Annotated in this window: 15 protein-coding genes; 10 read left to right on the forward strand and 5 right to left on the reverse strand. The window is 62.8% G+C overall.

What is annotated here, in order from left to right; translation table 11 throughout:
* Positions 1–98 precede the first annotated feature (98 nt).
* The 10 genes from uvrA (at position 99) to CXY71_RS19290 (ending at position 11649) form a co-directional block, all read left to right on the forward strand.
* Positions 99–2966 (forward strand): excinuclease ABC subunit UvrA, encoded by a 2868-nt coding sequence (gene uvrA / locus CXY71_RS19245; protein ID WP_104139352.1) that lies wholly within the window; start codon positions 99–101, stop codon positions 2964–2966.
* A 13-nt stretch (positions 2967–2979) separates the two neighbouring features.
* A complete protein-coding gene (gene uvrC / locus CXY71_RS19250) occupies positions 2980–4884 on the forward strand; it encodes an excinuclease ABC subunit UvrC (RefSeq protein WP_104139355.1) in 1905 nt (634 codons plus the stop codon).
* A gap of 62 nt (positions 4885–4946) precedes the next feature.
* Positions 4947–5822, forward strand: coding sequence for an RNase adapter RapZ (gene rapZ / locus CXY71_RS19255; RefSeq protein ID WP_104139358.1), 876 nt, complete (start codon positions 4947–4949; stop codon positions 5820–5822).
* 84 nt (positions 5823–5906) lie between these two features.
* Positions 5907–6887, forward strand: coding sequence for a DNA-binding protein WhiA (whiA, locus tag CXY71_RS19260; protein WP_104139361.1), 981 nt, complete (start codon positions 5907–5909; stop codon positions 6885–6887).
* A 97-nt stretch (positions 6888–6984) separates the two neighbouring features.
* Positions 6985–7611 (forward strand): superoxide dismutase, encoded by a 627-nt coding sequence (locus CXY71_RS19265; protein WP_104139364.1) that lies wholly within the window; start codon positions 6985–6987, stop codon positions 7609–7611.
* Between the two features lie 120 nt (positions 7612–7731).
* Positions 7732–8739, forward strand: a complete 1008-nt coding sequence (gene gap / locus CXY71_RS19270; protein ID WP_104139367.1) for a type I glyceraldehyde-3-phosphate dehydrogenase — start codon at positions 7732–7734, stop codon at positions 8737–8739.
* Between the two features lie 9 nt (positions 8740–8748).
* Positions 8749–9963 (forward strand): phosphoglycerate kinase, encoded by a 1215-nt coding sequence (pgk, locus tag CXY71_RS19275; RefSeq protein ID WP_104139370.1) that lies wholly within the window; start codon positions 8749–8751, stop codon positions 9961–9963.
* On the forward strand, positions 9960–10754 hold the full coding sequence (tpiA, locus tag CXY71_RS19280; RefSeq protein WP_104139373.1) for a triose-phosphate isomerase: 795 nt from the start codon (positions 9960–9962) through the stop codon (positions 10752–10754). The genes pgk and tpiA overlap by 4 nt, the downstream gene beginning before the upstream one ends.
* A 132-nt stretch (positions 10755–10886) precedes the next feature.
* A complete protein-coding gene (gene secG / locus CXY71_RS19285; RefSeq protein ID WP_092107845.1) occupies positions 10887–11138 on the forward strand; it encodes a preprotein translocase subunit SecG in 252 nt (83 codons plus the stop codon).
* Positions 11139–11280: 142 nt separating this feature from the next.
* Positions 11281–11649: an RNA polymerase-binding protein RbpA gene (locus tag CXY71_RS19290; RefSeq protein ID WP_092107849.1), complete on the forward strand. Its 369-nt coding sequence runs from the start codon at positions 11281–11283 to the stop codon at positions 11647–11649.
* A 121-nt stretch (positions 11650–11770) separates the two neighbouring features.
* On the opposite strand, the gene pgl is transcribed toward CXY71_RS19290, so the two are convergent.
* From pgl to tal, 5 genes are all read right to left on the reverse strand, one after another.
* Entirely contained in the window at positions 11771–12556 is a 786-nt protein-coding gene (gene pgl / locus CXY71_RS19295; RefSeq protein ID WP_104139438.1) for a 6-phosphogluconolactonase, read from the reverse strand.
* A gap of 2 nt (positions 12557–12558) precedes the next feature.
* A complete protein-coding gene (locus CXY71_RS19300) occupies positions 12559–13515 on the reverse strand; it encodes a glucose-6-phosphate dehydrogenase assembly protein OpcA (protein ID WP_104139376.1) in 957 nt (318 codons plus the stop codon).
* Positions 13512–15053 (reverse strand): glucose-6-phosphate dehydrogenase, encoded by a 1542-nt coding sequence (gene zwf, locus CXY71_RS19305; protein ID WP_104139379.1) that lies wholly within the window; start codon positions 15051–15053, stop codon positions 13512–13514. The genes CXY71_RS19300 and zwf overlap by 4 nt, the downstream gene beginning before the upstream one ends.
* Positions 15054–15162: 109 nt before the next feature.
* Positions 15163–16764, reverse strand: coding sequence for a glucose-6-phosphate isomerase (locus CXY71_RS19310; protein ID WP_104139382.1), 1602 nt, complete (start codon positions 16762–16764; stop codon positions 15163–15165).
* A complete protein-coding gene (gene tal, locus CXY71_RS19315) occupies positions 16764–17891 on the reverse strand; it encodes a transaldolase (protein ID WP_104139385.1) in 1128 nt (375 codons plus the stop codon). Before tal ends, CXY71_RS19310 begins: the two co-directional genes overlap by 1 nt.
* Positions 17892–18106 lie beyond the last annotated feature (215 nt).

The raw sequence follows: 18106 nt of genomic DNA on the forward strand, positions 1-18106 counted from the left end.
TATATACATACTCTGAAACAATATCGGGATGCGCCCGTGTTCGCTCTCGGCGATGCTTGCTGTCAGGCACTGTCAGTGGCGTTGCATAGACTCTATGAGTGTCGATTACCAAGGTAGAAACAGGTCCGAAACTCAGTGTGCGCGGAGCCCGCGTGCACAACCTTCACAACGTAGATCTAGAGATTCCGCGCGATTCGCTCGTGGTCTTCACCGGTCTCTCCGGTTCGGGAAAGTCGTCGCTCGCCTTCGACACCATCTTCGCCGAGGGCCAGCGCCGCTATGTGGAGTCGCTCTCGGCCTATGCCCGGCAGTTTCTCGGGCAGGTTGACCGGCCCGACGTGGACTTCATCGAGGGCCTGAGCCCGGCGGTCTCGATCGACCAGAAGTCCACCAACCGCAACCCGCGGTCCACGGTCGGCACGATCACCGAGATCTACGACTACATGCGTCTGCTCTGGGCGCGTATCGGCGTGCCGCACTGTGCGATCTGCGGCGAGATCATCCAGTCGCAGACCGTACAGCAGATCGCCGACCAGCTGATGGAGTTGAAGGTAGGCATCCGTTATCAGGTCGTCAGCCCGGTCATTTCGCAGAAGAAGGGAGAGTTCGTCGACCTCTTCCAGGAACTCGCCGGTGGCGGCTACTCTCGCGCAATTGTGGATGGCACCCAGATTCAGCTGAGTGAACCGCCCACGCTCAAGAAACAGCAAAAGCACGACATCTCCGTCGTTGTCGACCGTCTGGTCGCCGGCCCCGAACTGCTCAGCCGCCTCACCGACTCGCTCGAGACGGCGCTGAAGCTCACCGACGGCCTGGTGCAGATCAACTTTCTCGACGAAGAAGGCGACAAGGCCTGGCAGAACTTTTCCGAGAAGCTGTCCTGTCCGAACAACCACCCGGTGCAGTTGACCGAGATCGAACCGCGCACTTTTTCGTTCAACGCCCCGTTCGGCGCCTGCCCAGAGTGCTCCGGCCTCGGCACGCGCATGTCCGTCGACGAAGACCTGCTACTCGGCGACCCAGACCTGAGCATCGCCGAGGGAGTCGTGCTGCCCTGGACGACCCAGGGCAAGGGCCTGTTCCAGTACTACGAGAAGCTGCTCGACGGTCTCGCCCGCGACCTCGACTTCTCGCTCGACACCCCCTGGGGTGACCTGACCAGCGAGGTGCAGAACGCCGTCATGCGCGGCGACAACTTCGAGGTGCGGGTCAAGTGGAAGAACCGCTACGGCCGTGAAATGAGCTACACCTCCGGCTTCGAGGGCGTCGTGCCCTACATCGAACGCCAGTACCTGCAGGCCGAGAGCGACACCCAGCGGCAGCGCTGGTCCGAATATCTGCGCGAGGTTGACTGCCACGTCTGCAAGGGCACCCGGCTCAAGCCCGAGGTACTCGCCGTGCTCGTGCACGACGCGAGCATTGCGGATGTTTGCGCGCTCAGTTTGAGCGACGCGCGCAAGTTCATGGACCAGCTCACGCTCACCGAGCGCGAGGCCGCCATCGCCGCTCAGGTGCTCCGGGAGATTCGCGCGCGCCTCGACTTTCTCATTCGGGTGGGGCTCAACTACCTCAACCTCGCCCGCGCCGCGGCGACCCTCTCGGGCGGTGAGGCGCAGCGCATCCGCTTGGCCACGCAAATTGGTTCCGGGCTCACCGGGGTACTCTATGTACTCGACGAACCCAGCATCGGCCTACACCAGCGCGACAACCGGCGCCTGATCGAGACCCTCGTCACGCTGCGCGACCTCGGCAACACACTCATCGTGGTCGAACACGACGAAGACACCATCAAGACGGCCGACTGGATCGTCGACATCGGCCCCGGTGCCGGCGTCAACGGCGGGCACGTCGTGCACTCGGGCTCTTATGAAGGACTGCTGGCCAACACCAAGTCGCTCACCGGCGACTACCTGTCCGGACGCAAGTCCATCGCCACCCCGAAAACCCGCCGTCCGATCGACCCGGAGCGACTGATCGGCGTTACCGGAGCCGAGGCGAACAACCTGCAGAAGGTCTCGGTGACGTTCCCGCTCGGCACCTTCACCGCCGTCACCGGAGTCAGCGGCTCTGGCAAATCCTCGCTGGTCAACGATATCCTCTACCGGGTACTCGCCAACCGACTCAACGGCGCCCGCAAGCTGCCGGGCAAGCACACCCGCGTCACCGGCCTCGAACAGCTCGACAAGGTCATCCACGTTGACCAGGCACCAATCGGCCGCACGCCGCGGTCCAATCCGGCCACCTACACCGGGGTATTCGACAAGATCCGCACCCTGTTCTCCGAAACCATCGAATCCAAGACCCGCGGCTACCTGCCCGGCCGGTTCAGTTTCAACGTCAAGGGCGGACGCTGCGAAGCCTGCTCGGGCGACGGCACCATTAAAATCGAGATGAACTTTCTGCCCGACGTGTACGTGGCCTGCGAGGTGTGCGGAGGAGACCGGTACAACCGCGACACCCTAACCGTGCGCTACAAGGGCAAGAACATCGCCGAGGTGCTCGACATGCCGATCAGCGAAGCGGCCGACTTCTTCGAACCGATTTCATCGATCTACCGTTTTCTCAAGACGCTGGTCGAGGTCGGACTCGGCTACGTGCGTCTCGGCCAGAGCGCCACCACCCTCTCCGGCGGCGAGGCCCAGCGGGTCAAGCTCGCCACCGAGCTGCAGCGCCGTTCCAACGGTCGCAGCGTGTACGTGCTCGACGAGCCGACCACCGGTCTGCACTTCGAAGACGTGCGCAAGCTGCTGCTCGTGCTCAACAGCCTCGTCGACAAGGGCAACACCGTCATCGTGATCGAGCACAACCTCGACGTCATCAAGTCCGCTGACTGGGTGATCGACCTCGGCCCAGAGGGCGGTTCGGGCGGTGGCAAGGTGCTTGCGACCGGAACGCCGGAACACCTCGCCACGGTCGAGAAGAGCTTCACCGGTTCCTTCCTGAAGGAGGTCCTGGCGGCCGGCTAGGCGGCTGAACGGCATGTCTGACTCCTTGAGCTATCGCCCGAAAGCGGGCGAGATTCCGCGGGACCCCGGCGTGTACCGGTTTCGCGACGCGACCGGGCGCATCCTCTATGTCGGCAAGGCTAAAAACCTGCGGGCCCGGCTGAGCAACTACTTCGCACCGCTGCACAGCCTGCACGAACGTACCCGGCGCATGGTCACTACCGCGACCGGAGTCGAGTGGACGGTCGTCGGCACCGAGGTCGAAGCCCTGCAGCTTGAATGGATGTGGATCAACGAGTTCGATCCGCCGTTCAACGTGCAGTTCAAGGACGACAAGTCCTACCCGTACCTCGCCGTCACCCTGGGCGACGAGGCGCCGCGCGCTTTGGTAACCCGCACCGAGGGTATCAAGGGTGCTCGCTATTTCGGTCCCTACCCCAAGGTGTGGGCTGTGCACGAAACCATTGAGCTCATGCTCAAGGCTTTCCCCATCCGCACCTGCAACAACGCAAATTACAAGCGGGCGATGCAGAGCGGCAAGCCGTGTTTCGCGGGGCAGATCGGGCGCTGCTTCGGCCCCTGTTCCGGCCTGGTTTCGATGGAGGATCACCGCAAGATCGTCAACGAGTTCGTGAGCTTCATGGGCAGTCACGACAAGAAGCTCATCAACGAGCTCACCGAGGAGATGAAAGACGCAGCAGCAGCGCAGCAGTACGAAATCGCCGGCAAACGGCGCGACCAAGTGCGGGCACTCAATGCCGTGCTCGAAAAGAGTGCCGTCGTGCTGCGGGACAACGTCGACATCGACCTGTTCGCCATCGAGCAGGACGAGTTGGCGGCAGCCGTGCAGCTCTTCATCGTGCGGGGTGGTCGCATCCGCGGTGTGCGTGGCTGGATGGTCGACAAGGAGCTCGACGTCACCATGAGCGAGCTCATCGACTCCATGATGCAGACGGCCTACAACAACGAGTCGAAGCCGCCGCGCGAGATCGTGCTGCCTGAACTGCCCGACGACGCTGAAGCCCTTGAAATCTGGCTGGCCGACCTAGCGGGGCGCAAGGTGCGGCTGGTGGCCGCGCAGCGCGGCGAGAAGGCCGCCCTCCTCGTCACGGCCACCAACAACGCCAAACAGGCGCTCATGCTCTACAAAACCCGGCGCAGCTCCGACTTCGTCGCGCGGTCGAAGGCGCTCGAGGACATTCAGGAAGCCCTGGAGATGCCGGCCGCCCCGCTGCGCATGGAATGCTACGACGTGTCCCACCTCAGCGGCACCAATATCGTCGCATCGATGGTCGTCTTCGAAGACGGACTGCCCCGCAAAGACGAATACCGCCGCTTCAACATTCCCGTATCCACCGACGACACCGACTCGATCTACCAGATTCTCACGCGCCGGCTCGCCTACCTGAAACCCGAATCCGGTGCAGCGGATGGCGCAGATGCAGCTCCCACCGCGGTCGCAGGTCAGAGCGACATAGCCCAAATAGAGCAGAAGCGGGGCAAATTCAAGTACCAGCCGAACCTGCTCATTGTCGACGGTGGCCAACCGCAGGTCGCCGCGGCCAGGAGGGCCCTCGCTGAATCGGGCGTGACCGGAATTCAACTGTGCGGCATCGCCAAGCGGCTCGAAGAAATCTGGCTGCCCGACTCCGACTACCCAGTAATTCTGCCGCGCAACAGCGACGCTCTGTTCCTGATTCAGCGCATCCGCGACGAAGCGCACCGGTTTGCCATCACCCATCAGCGCATCCGACGTAAGAAGGACGTTGCCTCGATTCTGGGGGAGATCGCCGGGCTCGGCCCCGCGCGGGTCAAAGTCCTGCTGCAGCATTTCGGTTCGGTAGCCCGGCTCAAGGTCGCATCCGTGCAGGAAATAGCAGATGTCCGCGGCATCGGCCCGGTGCTGGCCGAGTCGATCCATGCCCATTTGCGCGCGTGAACCTCTTCCCCGCTGGGTAGGCTTGAGAGTCCCACAACTTTTCATTAAGGCGCTTTGAACGTATGACTACGGATCCCGACAAGCAGGAAGTGCTGATCGTCACGGGAATGTCCGGGGCGGGTCGCTCGACCGTAGCCAATGCGCTGGAAGATCTCGACTGGTACGTCGTCGATAATCTGCCCCCGCAGATGCTTCGACCCTTGGTCGATCTGGTCGAACGTGCCGGTACTAACCTGCCCAAGATCGCCGCCGTGGTTGACATTCGCGGCCGCGACTTGTTCGGTGATTTTCTCGAAACCGTGCAGCAATTACGCAGCAACACGCAGGTTCAAGTGATCTTCCTCGAAGCGCGAGATGACGCGCTCGTGCGCCGCTTTGAATCGGTGCGTCGGCCGCATCCCTTGCAGGGAGATGGCACCCTGCTCGACGGCATCGCGGCCGAGCGGTCTCGCTTGCTGACTGTACGGGAGTCGAGCGACCTGGTCATCGACACCTCAGACCTCAACGTGCACCAGCTGGCGACGACCGTCACTGAGCGATTTGCCGCAGCCGGAGCGGCTGGCGTGCAGCTCACTATCATGAGCTTTGGTTTCAAGTATGGCCTGCCCACGGATGTCGATCTGGTCGCCGATGCCCGCTTCCTGCCAAACCCGTTTTGGATCCCTGAGCTGCGCGCGCACACCGGTGTTGATCCGGAAGTGAGAGACTTTGTACTTGCCCAAAAAGGTGCCCTCGAATTCATCGACCACTATGCGGCCGCCCTGGCACCGGTTTTGGCCGGGTACCAGCGGGAAAACAAACGCCATGCCACCATCGGTATCGGCTGCACCGGAGGCAAACATCGCTCCGTCGCCATGGCCCGAGAACTGGCGTCCCGACTCGAAAAACTTCCCGGAGTCGCGGTTAATATCAAGCACCGCGACCTCGGACGCGAATAAGCGAGACCGGGTTCAGCATCCGCTGCTCCACCGCACTCTCACCACTCAGACCTAACGCAACTGATCAACAGAATGGAAAAGCGATTGGCACTCACCGCCGACGTTAAAGATGAACTATCCCGCGTAGAGGTCTCCAAGACCACCGTGCGCGCCGCCGAATTGGCGACCATTCTTCGGTTCTCCGGAGGCTTGCACATGATCAGCAGCCGCATCGCCATCGAATCCGAACTCGACACCCAGATCCTGGCCCGCCGGGTACGCAAGGACCTCGCCGAACTCTATGGTGTGCGCAGCGCCCTGCAGGTCATCGCCGCAACGGGTATCCGTCAGTCCAACCACTACCTCGTGCAGGTCATCGAGGGTGGCGAGACCTTGGCGCGTCAGACCGGCCTGCTGGATGCTCGTCGCCGACCGATCCGCGGTCTGCCAAACCGACTGACCACGGGCTCCAAGGAAGAGATCGCCGCCGTCTGGCGCGGCGCCTTCCTTGCCAACGGCACGCTCACCGATCCCGGTCGGTCGGCGGCACTCGAGGTCGTCTGCCCCGGCAACGAGGCGGCCATGGCGCTGGTCGGCGCTGCCGGGCGCCTCGGCGTCGCCGCCAAGGCTCGCGAAGTGCGCGGAGTGCACCGTGTCGTGATCCGCGATGGCGATGCCATCGGCGCCATGCTCGTGCACATGGGCGCCACCAACACCGTGCTCAACTGGGAGACGCTGCGGCAGCGCCGCGAAGTGCGTGCCACCGCCAACCGGCTGGTCAACTTTGACGACGCGAACCTGCGCCGTTCGGCCGAAGCCGCGGTCGCCGCTTGTGCCCGCGTTCAGCGCGCCATGGATATCCTGGGCGAAGATATCCCCAAACACCTGCGCTATGCCGGCGATCTGCGCCTCAATTTTCGTGACTCCAGCCTCGATGAACTGGGCCACCACGCCGATCCACCAATGACCAAGGACGCCGTCGCCGGCCGGATTCGCCGCCTGCTCGCCATGGCAGACAAGAAAGCGGTCGAGCTTGGCATCGAGGGAACCGATGTTCCCTACCCCGTGCACCCGGAAGACGACTGACGTCATCAATTCTGTGCCGCGTAAACCCGCAGGTACACTTGAATGTGCGCAAGGTCGCCGCACTCGTGCGGTGACACCACTGAAGAGGAGATAAGTAATGGCTGAATATACCCTGCCCACCCTTGACTACGATTACTCGGCTCTCGAGCCCAGTATCAGCGGCACCATCATGGAACTTCACCATGGCAAGCACCACCAGGCGTATGTCACCGGCGCGAACACCGCGCTGGCGCAGCTGGCCGAGGCCCGTGACAGCGGAAGCCTCGCCAACGTGAACAAGCTGCAGAAGGACCTCGCCTTCAATCTCGGCGGCCACGTCAATCACTCCATCTTCTGGACCAACCTCTCCCCGAATGGCGGAGACAAGCCGATCGGCGAGCTCGCCGCCGCGATCGATGACAACTTCGGTTCCTTCGACAAGTTCCAGGCGCACTTCACCGCTGCCGCCCTCGGCGTTCAGGGTTCCGGCTGGGCTGTCCTGGCCTGGGACTCCATCGGTCAGCGCCTGATCATTCAGCAGTTCTTCGACCAGCAGTCGAACTTCGCTGCCGGGACCGTTCCGGTGCTCATGCTCGACGTTTGGGAGCACGCTTACTACCTCGACTATCGCAACGTGCGTGCCGACTACGTGAAGGCATTTTGGAACATCGCCAACTGGGCGAACGTTCAGGACCGTTTCACCGTGGCGCGCGAGAAGACGAGCGGCCTGCTGCTACTCTCGTAGCCTGCCGGTGCCCCGACCGTGCACCTCAGTGCGGGCGGGGCACCGCTGTTTTACTAGTGCGTTACTAGTGCGTATTTTATTTCATGGCGCCGTCGGCGCCCTTTTCAACAGGAGTTATTTGTGTCCGTAAAGATCGGCATCAACGGATTCGGCCGTATCGGCCGTAACTACTTCCGTGCAGCCCTCGCGAAGGGCAGCGACATCGAAATCGTCGCCGTCAACGACCTCAGCGACCCCGCGTCGCTCGCTCACCTGCTCAAGTACGACTCCGTCGCCGGCCGCTTGAACGCCTCGGTCGAGGTCGACGGTGACAACATCATCGTCAACGGCAAGCCCATCAAGGTGCTCGCCGAGCGCGACCCGGCCAACCTCCCCTGGGCCGCAATGGGCGTCGAGATCGTCATCGAATCCACCGGTCGCTTCACCAAGGCCGTCGACGCGCAGAAGCACATCGCAGCCGGCGCCAAGAAGGTCATCGTCTCTGCCCCGGCCACCGGTGCTGACGTTGCCACCCTCGTGCTCGGTGTGAACGAAAACACCTACGACACTGCGATTCACAACATCATCTCGAACGCGTCCTGCACCACGAACTGCCTGGCACCGCTCGTCAAGGTGTTCCTCGACAACTTCGGTATCGAGCGTGGCCTCATGACCACGATCCACGCCTACACGGCGGACCAGAACTTGCAGGACGGCCCGCACAGCGATCTCCGTCGTGCCCGTGCCGCCGCGCTGAACATCATCCCGACCTCCACCGGTGCCGCCAAAGCACTCGGCCTGGTCATCCCGGAGAGCATCGGCAAGCTCGACGGTTATGCCCTGCGCGTTCCGGTTCCGACCGGTTCGATCACCGACCTCACACTGACAGCCTCGCGCCCGGTCACGGTCGAAGAAGTGAACGCCGCCTACAAGGCTGCAGCCGAGGGCTCCCTCAAGGGGATCCTCAGCTACACCGAGGACCCAATCGTCTCCAGCGACATCGTCGGCGACCCGCACTCCTCAATCTTCGATGCCGGCCTCACCAAGGTGATCGGCGACCAGGTCAAGGTTGCTTCCTGGTACGACAATGAGTGGGGTTACTCCAACCGTCTCGTCGACCTCACCGAGTTCGTCGCCGAGCGACTCTAACGGCCCCCGGTGACGTTACGCACGCTTGACTCGCTTGGCTCCCTCACCGGCAAGCGGGTTCTTGTCCGCTTCGACCTGAATGTTCCGCTGAAAAACGGGCAGATCACCGACGACGGAAGAGTGCGGGCGTCACTGCCCACCCTCAGCGCCCTCGTCGCTCAGGGCGCCCGCGTGGTGATCGTTTCTCACCTTGGGCGCCCCGACGGGGCCATTGATCCCCAGTACAGCTTGAAGCCCGTTGCTACTCGCCTGAGTGAACTGGTTAGCCTTCCGGTGGCCTTCGCCACCGACACCGTCGGCGCCTCGGCCACCGCGGCCGTCGCAGCGCTGCAGAACGGCGAAATCGTCGTCCTGGAAAACCTGCGCTTCAACGCCGGTGAAACCAGCAAAACGGATGCCGATCGCCTCGCATTCGCCCAGCAGCTCGCGCTGCTTGGCGACGCACTCGTCTCGGATGGCTTCGGCGTCGTCCACCGCAAGCAGGCCAGTGTGTTCGATCTCGCCTCGCTCCTGCCGAGCGCTGCTGGACTGCTCATCGCTGCCGAACTTGACGTGCTCGATCGCCTGACCGAAAAGCCGGACGCGCCATACACGGTTATCCTCGGCGGGTCCAAAGTGAGCGACAAGCTCGGCGTTATCGGCCACCTGCTGCCCCGTGTGAACTCGCTGCTGATCGGCGGCGGAATGCTGTTCACGTTTCTGGCCGCGCAGGGACACCAGGTCGGCGCGAGCCTGCTCGAGAGTGACCAGATCGAATCGGTCCGCGGTTACCTGGCCGAGGCGGATCGCCTCGGCGTTAAAATCGTGCTCCCGACCGATGTCGTGGTGGCCTCGAAGTTCGGTGCAGATGCCGAACACGTCATCACCCCGGCCGACGGTATCGAGAACACTCCGTTCGGCGCAGCGGGACTCGGCCTCGATATCGGACCAGACACCGCTTTGGCGTTTGCCGAAATTATTCGGGCATCGAACACGGTGTTCTGGAATGGGCCGATGGGCGTGTTCGAACTCGCGCCATTCGCGGAGGGCACTCGGACCGTGGCCGCCGCACTCACCGAGGTCACTGGCCTCAGCGTGGTCGGCGGCGGCGATTCCGCCGCGGCCGTGCGTATTCTCGGTTTCAATGACGACCAATTCGGTCATATTTCTACCGGCGGCGGTGCCAGCCTTGAATTTCTCGAAGGTAAGCGCCTGCCAGGACTGGAGGTCCTCGGATGGCAATGAACATCAACCCACGGCGCACACCGCTGATCGCGGGCAACTGGAAGATGAACCTGGATCACCTCCAGGCCATCGCTTTCGTACAGAAGCTTGCCTGGAATCTCAAGGACGCTAACCATGACTTCGCCGCCGTGGAGGTGGCAGTCTTTCCACCGTTCACCGACCTGCGAAGCGTGCAGACCCTGGTTTCAGCCGACAAGCTGCCGCTGGCCTTTGGCGCGCAGGATGTCTCGGCGCAGGACTCCGGTGCCTACACCGGTGAGATTTCGGGCTCGTTCCTGGCCCAGCTGGAGTGCCAGTACGTCATCATCGGTCACTCCGAACGCCGCACCCTGCATAACGAGTCCGATGAGCAGGTCGCTGCGAAGGTGACCGCCGCTTTGAAGCACAATCTCGTGCCGCTGATTTGCGTCGGCGAGAGTGCTGAAGACCTTGCCGTACATGGTCCGAGTGCGGTTCCCGTTGCTCAGCTGCACGCTGCTTTGGCCGGCGTTACCAACGCTGCCGATATCGTCGTCGCGTACGAGCCGGTCTGGGCCATTGGTTCCGGCCAGGCTGCCACGCCGGAACAGGCGGAACAGGTCGCTGCCGCGTTGCGCGGCGTTCTTGCTGACACCCTTGGGCAGGATGTAGCCGACAAGACCCGCATCCTCTATGGCGGTTCGGTCAAAAGTGGCAACATCGCTGCGTTCATGCGTGAGCCCAACGTTGACGGTGCCTTGGTCGGCGGCGCAAGCCTGGATATTCCAGAGTTTTCCAGCATCATCCGCTATCAAAAGCACGTCGGTCTCTAAACCGACTCGCACCCTGCCGGTCGCAAGCGAGGCGGTTGCCCGTGTGGCAACCGCCTCGCTTGGGCGTGGCGGGTATAATTACGATGGTCTGGGCGCCAGAGTTGCGCCCACCGTGTTTGTGAAAGGTTTCGTGTGGAGATTCTCCAGGTCGTCATGCAGGTGCTCGTCGGTATTACGAGCCTTCTGCTCACCATGCTCATTTTGTTGCACAAGGGGCGGGGCGGTGGGCTGTCCGACATGTTTGGCGGCGGCGTGACCTCCAACCTGGGAGCGTCGGGGGTCGCCGAGCGCAACCTCAACCGCATCACGATCATCCTGGGCCTGTTGTGGATCTCCTGCATCGTCGTTCTCGGATTGATCACGAAGTTTGACACAGGGGCTTAACTTTTCGGGTGGTGCGGAGTTACCCTGAAGTTGCCCATGTATTGGCCGTGAACGGGCATTTACGGCACATCGTCTACAGCAGTAGAACCAATTACAGCTCGAATCTGCAGCGCACAACTGCACGAGTCAACGGAGGAACAAGATGGCATCAGGCGGAAGCGCAATTCGTGGCTCGCGTGTAGGCGCAGGCCCCATGGGCGAGCAAGACCGGGGTTTTCACGCGGACCGCATCAAGGTCTCGTACTGGGACGCTCTCGGCAATGAAACCGTACGGTACTTTGCGGCGAGCCTGCCAGACGAAGAGATCCCGGTGACCATCGATTGTCCGTCGTCCGGGCTTCCCGCAGGCCGGGACAAGGAGAATCCTCCTTCGGTCGTAAAGCTCGAGCCTTACAAGACCCACCTGGCTTACGTCAAAGAGCGACGTACCGAAGAAGAGGCCGAATCGCTCCTTGAGGAAGCGCTCAACCAGTTGCGCGTTCGTCGCGGCAAGCTCTCACCTACGAACTGATCAAACCCACGAACTGATCTACGCGACCCACAAGGCCGGCTCTCGAGAAATTCAGAGCCGGCCTTGTGTTGCCTGCTACTCCTCATCAGAGCATTTGATCGAGCGGATGCCCGCCGACCGCCTAGTCGGCAGCCGCGATCAGGCTTTCGGGCACCTGAGCCGCGGCGTCGTTATCCACGAAGAAAACGGTGTGGTACCGGCCCTTGATCCCGGCAACAGGCACCTCGTCGCGGCTGGCTCCGGCGAGAGCTAGCCCGAGCGCCGATGCTTTGTCAGATCCGGCCAGCACCAGCCAGACGCGATCCGAAGAGTTGATCACGGGCCGAGTCAAGGACAGTCGGTCGGCCGGGGGCTTGGGGGAGTCACGCACGGCGATGACACTGGCTTCACGCTCGCGGATACCTGATCGGTGCGGGAACAGCGACGCGATATGCCCATCCGGTCCGACTCCGAGAAACGTGACGTCAAAACGAGGGTACTGGGAGCCCTCGGAAGCTTGAGCCAATAACTCTGTCGCATAATGGGCGGCCGCAGCGTCGATCGCATCCGTTCCTATTGCGCTGACGTCGTCGGACGCTCCGAAAGCGTGAATATTCTTCGCAGGGACCGAGATATGGTTCAAAAGTGCTTCGCGCGCCTGCAGCTCGTTACGTTCCGGATCGGTACGGGGCAGCCAACGATCATCGCCCCACCAAAAATTCACCCGGGACCAGTCGATCGTGTCGCGGGCCGCCGATTCGTTGATGGCAGTCAGAACAGCGATGCCGACGGAACCGCCGGTGAGCACGACGTTCGCCTCATCCTGTTCATGCAGAACGTCAACCATGTTTGTCAGAAAGCGTGCAGCGACCGACCCGACCAGAGCCTGCTTATTCTGGTGCAGCAGTACGCGTCGTTCATTGGTCACGGTCACGCTCCGGTTCTTTGGGCCACCACGTCATCGAGTTGCGGCAGACCGCGCGTGATCACTTCACCATACAGCTCATCAGGATCGAGTCGGCGCAGCTCATCGGCCAGGCAATCACGCAGGCTGCGACGCTTGAGCGTCAGGTCCTGCATCGGCTGGCCCGGCTGGGTGAGGGTAGCAATATCGGGAACCCCGCGTTCGAGGGAAATGATCCCGGATGCGCGCTTCAGTTGCACTCCGTGCACACCATTGGCCAGGGGCCCCGTTGTCAGGATGCAGTCCACGGGAATCTGAAGCTGCATCTGCAACCAGGCAGCGAGAAGCGTGGTCGAGGGCGACGCTGCGGCGCCGGTCACTTGGACGCCGATGATCGGCTCGTAGGGCGGCTGGTCCAAAACGGCCGCTAACTGGGCACGCCAGAGTGTCAATCGGGTCCAGGCGAAGTCGGTATCCCCGGGACGGTAACTGCCGCAAAGCTGGTGCAGTGCCGACTGTGGGTCCGGCTGGGCGGAGGAATCCGTGATTCGCCGGTATGCGATGCGGCCGAGAGGCGAGTCACCGGGAACGGCCGGTGCAGTGCCCGGCCACCAGGCCACGACGGGAGCATCCGACAAGAGCAGGCCGGTGACCAAGCTTTCCGGATCGTTCGCGGCATCACCATAGACGCGCAGCACGATGACTTCGCTTGCGCCGGCATCGCCTCCGACGCGAATTTCCGCATCGACGCGAGCCGTGGCATCCGTCTCATCATATTCCTGGGTCGAGACCACGATGACCCGCATGGGGTGTTCCCGCGAGGCATCGTTGGCGGCCTCAATGGCTTCCTCCTCGTGTCCGAGGGTGGAGGCGATGATCAGGGTCAGCACCCGCCCGAGGGCGACTGCGCCGCCCTCCTCGCGGATGCGCACCAGCGCCTTGGAAATCCTGGCAGTGGTCGTGTTGGGCAGATCGACGATCATGGTCGCCTCCAGGTGCGGCCGTCGCGGGCCAATAGGTCGTCAGCGCTTCGAGGTCCCCAGGTACCGGGGCGGTACTGTTCCGGCTGGCCCTGGGTGGCCCAGTATTCTTCCACCGGATCCAGAATCTTCCAGGACAGCTCGACCTCTTCATGGCGGGGGAATAACGGAGGGTCGCCGAGAAGTACGTCAAGGATGAGGCGCTCGTAGGCTTCAGGGCTGGCCTCGGTGAAGGCGTGACCATAACCGAAGTCCATGGTCACGTCGCGAACCTGCATGACCACTCCCGGAACCTTGGAACCGAACCGGATGGTGACGCCTTCGTCCGGCTGCACCCGAATCACGAGGGCGTTGTGGCCGAGTTCGGCCGTCTGGCCGGGCGCAAACAAATATTGCGGGGCCCGCTTGAAGACCACGGCAATTTCTGTCACGCGACGTCCGAGGCGTTTGCCGGCGCGCAGGTAGAACGGAACGCCGGCCCAGCGCCGGGTATCGATCGTCAAGCGCATGGCCGCATAGGTTTCGGTAACCGAGTCCGGGTTCATCCCGTCTTCTTCGAGAAAACCGGCGACTTTTTCGCCGCCCTGCCAGCCGCCGGCGTATTGCCCGCGGGCGGTGCCGAGACCGAGGTCGGCGGGTAGCCGCACCGAAGCAAGCACCTTTTCCTTCTCCGCGCGCAGGTCGGCGGCGTCGAAGGAGATCGGTTCTTCCATAGCGGTGAGCGCGAGCAGCTGCAGCAGGTGGTTCTGAATGACGTCGCGGGCGGCGCCGATACCGTCGTAGTAGCCGGCCCGACCGCCGACGCCGATGTCCTCGGCCATGGTGATCTGCACGTGTTCGACGTGGTTGGCGTTCCACAGCGGTTCGAACATCTCGTTGGCGAAGCGCAGTGCCAAAATATTCTGCACCGTCTCCTTGCCGAGGTAGTGATCGATGCGAAAAACAGAGTCTGGCGGAAAGACCGACTCGACGACGTCATTGAGCTCGCGAGCCGTTTTCAGGTCGCTCCCGAACGGTTTCTCGATAACGACGCGTCGCCACTGGCCGTTCTTCTGCTCGGCCAGGCCGGAACGGCGCAACTGCTCCGTGACGAGGGGGAATGCCTTCGGCGGAATGGCGAGGTAGAACGCATGGTTGCCCATCGTTCCGCGTTCGCGGTCCAGATCGTCAATGGTTTGCGTCAACCGAGCAAATGCATCGTCATCGTCGAAGGTGCCCGAAACGAAACGGATGCCTTCGGCCAGCTGCGCCCAGACATCCTCGTGAAAGTCGGTTCGAGCGTGTTCCTTGACGGCGTCATGCACCACCTGCATGAAGTCCTCGTTGTCCCAGTCGCGTCGGGCGAAGCCCACCAGGGCAAAACCTGGCGGCAGCAGCCCCCGGTTGGCGAGGTCATAGACCGCAGGCATGAGTTTCTTGCGCGCGAGGTCCCCGGTAACGCCGAAGATCACGAGGCTGGACGGCCCGGCGATTCGATTCAGACGGTAGTCGGACGGCGACCTGAGCGGATTAAACTCCGGGGTAATTTCCACCGGGGACATGCAGCTCCTTTAACGGGACAGTGCAGAAAATAGGGGACACGAAGAAATGGGGTGGTGCGCAAGCGGGTGGGGTTCCTCGCGGCCGATGGCCGAGAGGAACCCCGGTTGGTTAGCCTAGGGCGTTAAACAAGGTACTGATGTTCTGCTTGGGGTCGGTCAGAGTCAGTGTCAACACGGGGCGGCCGTGCTCGGCGAGCACACTCGCATCGCCGCTGGCCTGCGCCTGAATGAGCTCGCCGAAGGTGAATGGACGCTCGGGAATATCGAGGTCCTCGGCCGGCGTGGCCAGAATTTGCAGGAAGACAGCGGTTGCCGTTCCACCTTTATGGAACTGTCCGGTAGAGTGCAGAAAGCGCGGCCCCCAGCCGAAGGTCACCGGGCGCTTGGAGAGCGTGGCAAGCTTGCCACGCATCTGCTCCAGTTCGGGCAGATCCAGTCGGTTGACGTAGGCCTGCACGGCCACGTAACCATCCGGACCCAGCTCTTCGAGCAACGCATCGATGGCCGAACCGAGGTCGCTCGCAGCACCGATGACGTGCGGCGTGCCACGCACTTCGATGCCATCGGCGATAAACGCAGCGGGCTCGGGCGCCGGGCGGGCGTCGAGGAGACCACGGGTGGCAATCTTGGCGGACTCCACGTCGGGCTGATCGAACGGATTGATGCCGAGCAGACGCCCAGCGACGGCGGTCGCGTACTCCCAGACCAAGAACTGCGCACCGAGGGTTCCGCTGACACGGATCTCGTCGCCCGTCTCGGTGAACAGTTCGGTGCCGGCGTCAGCGACGACCCGCACGAGATGTACGTCCGGCAGCACCTCGGTCAGTTCGGGGGCATCGAGTTCGAGCACGATCGGCAGGATGCCGGTTCCGAGCTTGCCGGTCGATTCCGCGATGAGCTGTTCGACCCAGTCGGCGAAGCCCACAATGTGGGTGCCGTCCGAGACGATGGCGAGCTTACCGCGGCGCGGGCTGGTCGCGGCAATCGCTGCTCCAAGCACGAGCCCCGGGTTTTCGGGGGAGTCGACGGCCAAGGACAGGGAGATGGCTTCGGCCTCGTCGAGCAGTGCGCCGACATCGACGCCGGCGAGCCCGGACGGTACGAGGCCGAACGCGGTCAGCGCGGAGTAACGTCCGCCGACGTTGGGGTCAGCGTTGAAGACGCGGTAGCCAGCTTCCCGAGCGGATGCCTCAAGCGGTGACCCTGGATCGGTCACGACGACGATGCGCTCGGCTGGATCGATGCCGATCGCCCGGAAAGCGCGTTCAAAAACGCGGCGCTGGCTGTCGGTTTCGACGGTCGAACCACTCTTCGAGGAGACCACGAGGGCCGTTCCTGCGAGGTTATCGTTCAGTGCAGCCAGTACCTGACCGGGGTCGGTCGCATCGAGGACGGTGAGGTTCACGCCAGCGGTGCGAGTGATGACCTCGGGGGCCAGAGACGATCCACCCATGCCGGCAAGGGCGATCTGGGTGACACCTCGTGCCTGCAGCACGGCCCGCAGTTCCACGATTTGTTCGACGAGCGGCCGCGAGACGACCACGGACTCGGTCCAGCCGAGGCGCAGTGCTGCTTCGGCTTCCGCTTCCGGACCCCACAGCACTGGGTTATGAGCGGTAACGCCAGAGGCGATGAGATCGGTCACCAGCGCAGGAACAGTGGCGCGCACAGCATCGGCCGCGGCGCCACTCACCGAGATACGAAAGCTCATTACACGACCGCGCTGGTCGATGCGGCCGTGAGGGCCGTCTGTACGGTGTCGAGCAGTTCGTTCCAGGACACCTCGAACTTGGAGAGACCCTCTTCTTCGAGCAGACGGGTGACGTCGTCGTACGACACGCCCTGCACCGCCAATGCGTCGAGCACGGCGTTTGCGGCGGCATAGGAGCCGGTGACCGAGTCGGTCGGGATAACGCCGTGGTCGGCTGCAGCTTTCATGGTCTTCTCGGGCATCGTGTTGACGACCTCAGGCGCAACCAATTCGGTCACGTACAGGGTGTCGGGCAGGCTGGCATCCTTGACGCCGGTGGAAGCCCAGAGCGGGCGCTGCTTGGTGGCACCGGCCTTTATCAGGCCGAGGGCACGTTCGCTGCTGAATGCCTGCTCGTAGACCTGGTAGGCCAGCTGGGCGTTGGCGACGCCGGCTTTGCTTTTCAGGGCGAGCGCTTCGGGGGTTCCGATGGCCTCGAGGCGGGCATTGATCTCGGAGTCAACGCGCGACACGAAGAACGAGGCAACGGAGTGAATCGTAGAGAGGTCGATGCCGGCAGCCTTAGCCTGCTCGAGTCCGGCCAGATAAGCGTTGATGACCTGGCGGTGACGCTCAAGGCTGAAGATCAGGGTGACGTTGACGCTGATACCGAGGGCGGTCGTTGCCGTTATGGCTTGGAGGCCTTCGATCGTCGCCGGGATCTTGATCATGGCGTTGGGACGATTGACCTTGGCCCAAAGCTTCTGAGCTTCGGTCACCGTTCCGGCAGCGTTACGGGCCAGGCTCGGCTCGACCTCGATGGAAACGCGTCCATCCTGACCGTTGGTCGAGTCGTAGACGGGGCGGAAGATGTCGCAGGCAGCAGCGACGTCGTCGGTCGTGATGGCGAAGACGGAGTCGACCACGTTCGTGCCCGCCGCAGCGAGGATCGCCACCTGCTCGGTGTATGCCTCGCCCTTGGCGAGGGCTCCGGCGAAGATGGTCGGGTTGGTGGTGACGCCGACGACGTTGCTATTCGTGATCAGGTCCTGCAGTCCGCCGGAGTTGATGCGTTCACGGGACAGGTCGTCGAGCCAGATGCTGACGCCGGCTGCGGACAACTGGGCGAGGGGGGTAGCTGTGGTCATAGTAAAAATCTCCTAATAGTGCTGCCGTCAGGCAGCCATGCTGTAGCGGTTCAATGGAGAGTCATGGAGACGTGCGGTGTTGACCTGCGGCGGTTATCCATGCGCCTAAGACAACGTCAGGCTGCGCTGATTGATTCCTTGGCAGCGGCGACGACGGCTTCGGTGGTGATTCCAAATTCGCGGAACAGCGTCTGATAGTCGGCGGATGCGCCGAA

Source organism: Cryobacterium sp. Y62, from assembly GCF_002929785.1.
In the GTDB taxonomy this organism is placed as follows: domain Bacteria; phylum Actinomycetota; class Actinomycetes; order Actinomycetales; family Microbacteriaceae; genus Cryobacterium.

Bases quoted from the DNA above. Each gene is read 5' to 3' on its own strand.
- CXY71_RS19310 (WP_104139382.1), bottom strand. From the start codon at position 16,764: ATGAGCTTTCGTATCTCGGTGAGTGGCGCCGCGGCCGATGCTGTGCGC.
- tal (WP_104139385.1), bottom strand. From the start codon at position 17,891: ATGACCACAGCTACCCCCCTCGCCCAGTTGTCCGCAGCCGGCGTCAGC.
- rapZ (WP_104139358.1), top strand. From the start codon at position 4,947: ATGACTACGGATCCCGACAAGCAGGAAGTGCTGATCGTCACGGGAATG.
- CXY71_RS19290 (WP_092107849.1), top strand. From the start codon at position 11,281: ATGGCATCAGGCGGAAGCGCAATTCGTGGCTCGCGTGTAGGCGCAGGC.
- CXY71_RS19300 (WP_104139376.1), bottom strand. From the start codon at position 13,515: ATGATCGTCGATCTGCCCAACACGACCACTGCCAGGATTTCCAAGGCG.
- zwf (WP_104139379.1), bottom strand. From the start codon at position 15,053: ATGTCCCCGGTGGAAATTACCCCGGAGTTTAATCCGCTCAGGTCGCCG.
- uvrC (WP_104139355.1), top strand. From the start codon at position 2,980: ATGTCTGACTCCTTGAGCTATCGCCCGAAAGCGGGCGAGATTCCGCGG.
- CXY71_RS19265 (WP_104139364.1), top strand. From the start codon at position 6,985: ATGGCTGAATATACCCTGCCCACCCTTGACTACGATTACTCGGCTCTC.
- tpiA (WP_104139373.1), top strand. From the start codon at position 9,960: ATGAACATCAACCCACGGCGCACACCGCTGATCGCGGGCAACTGGAAG.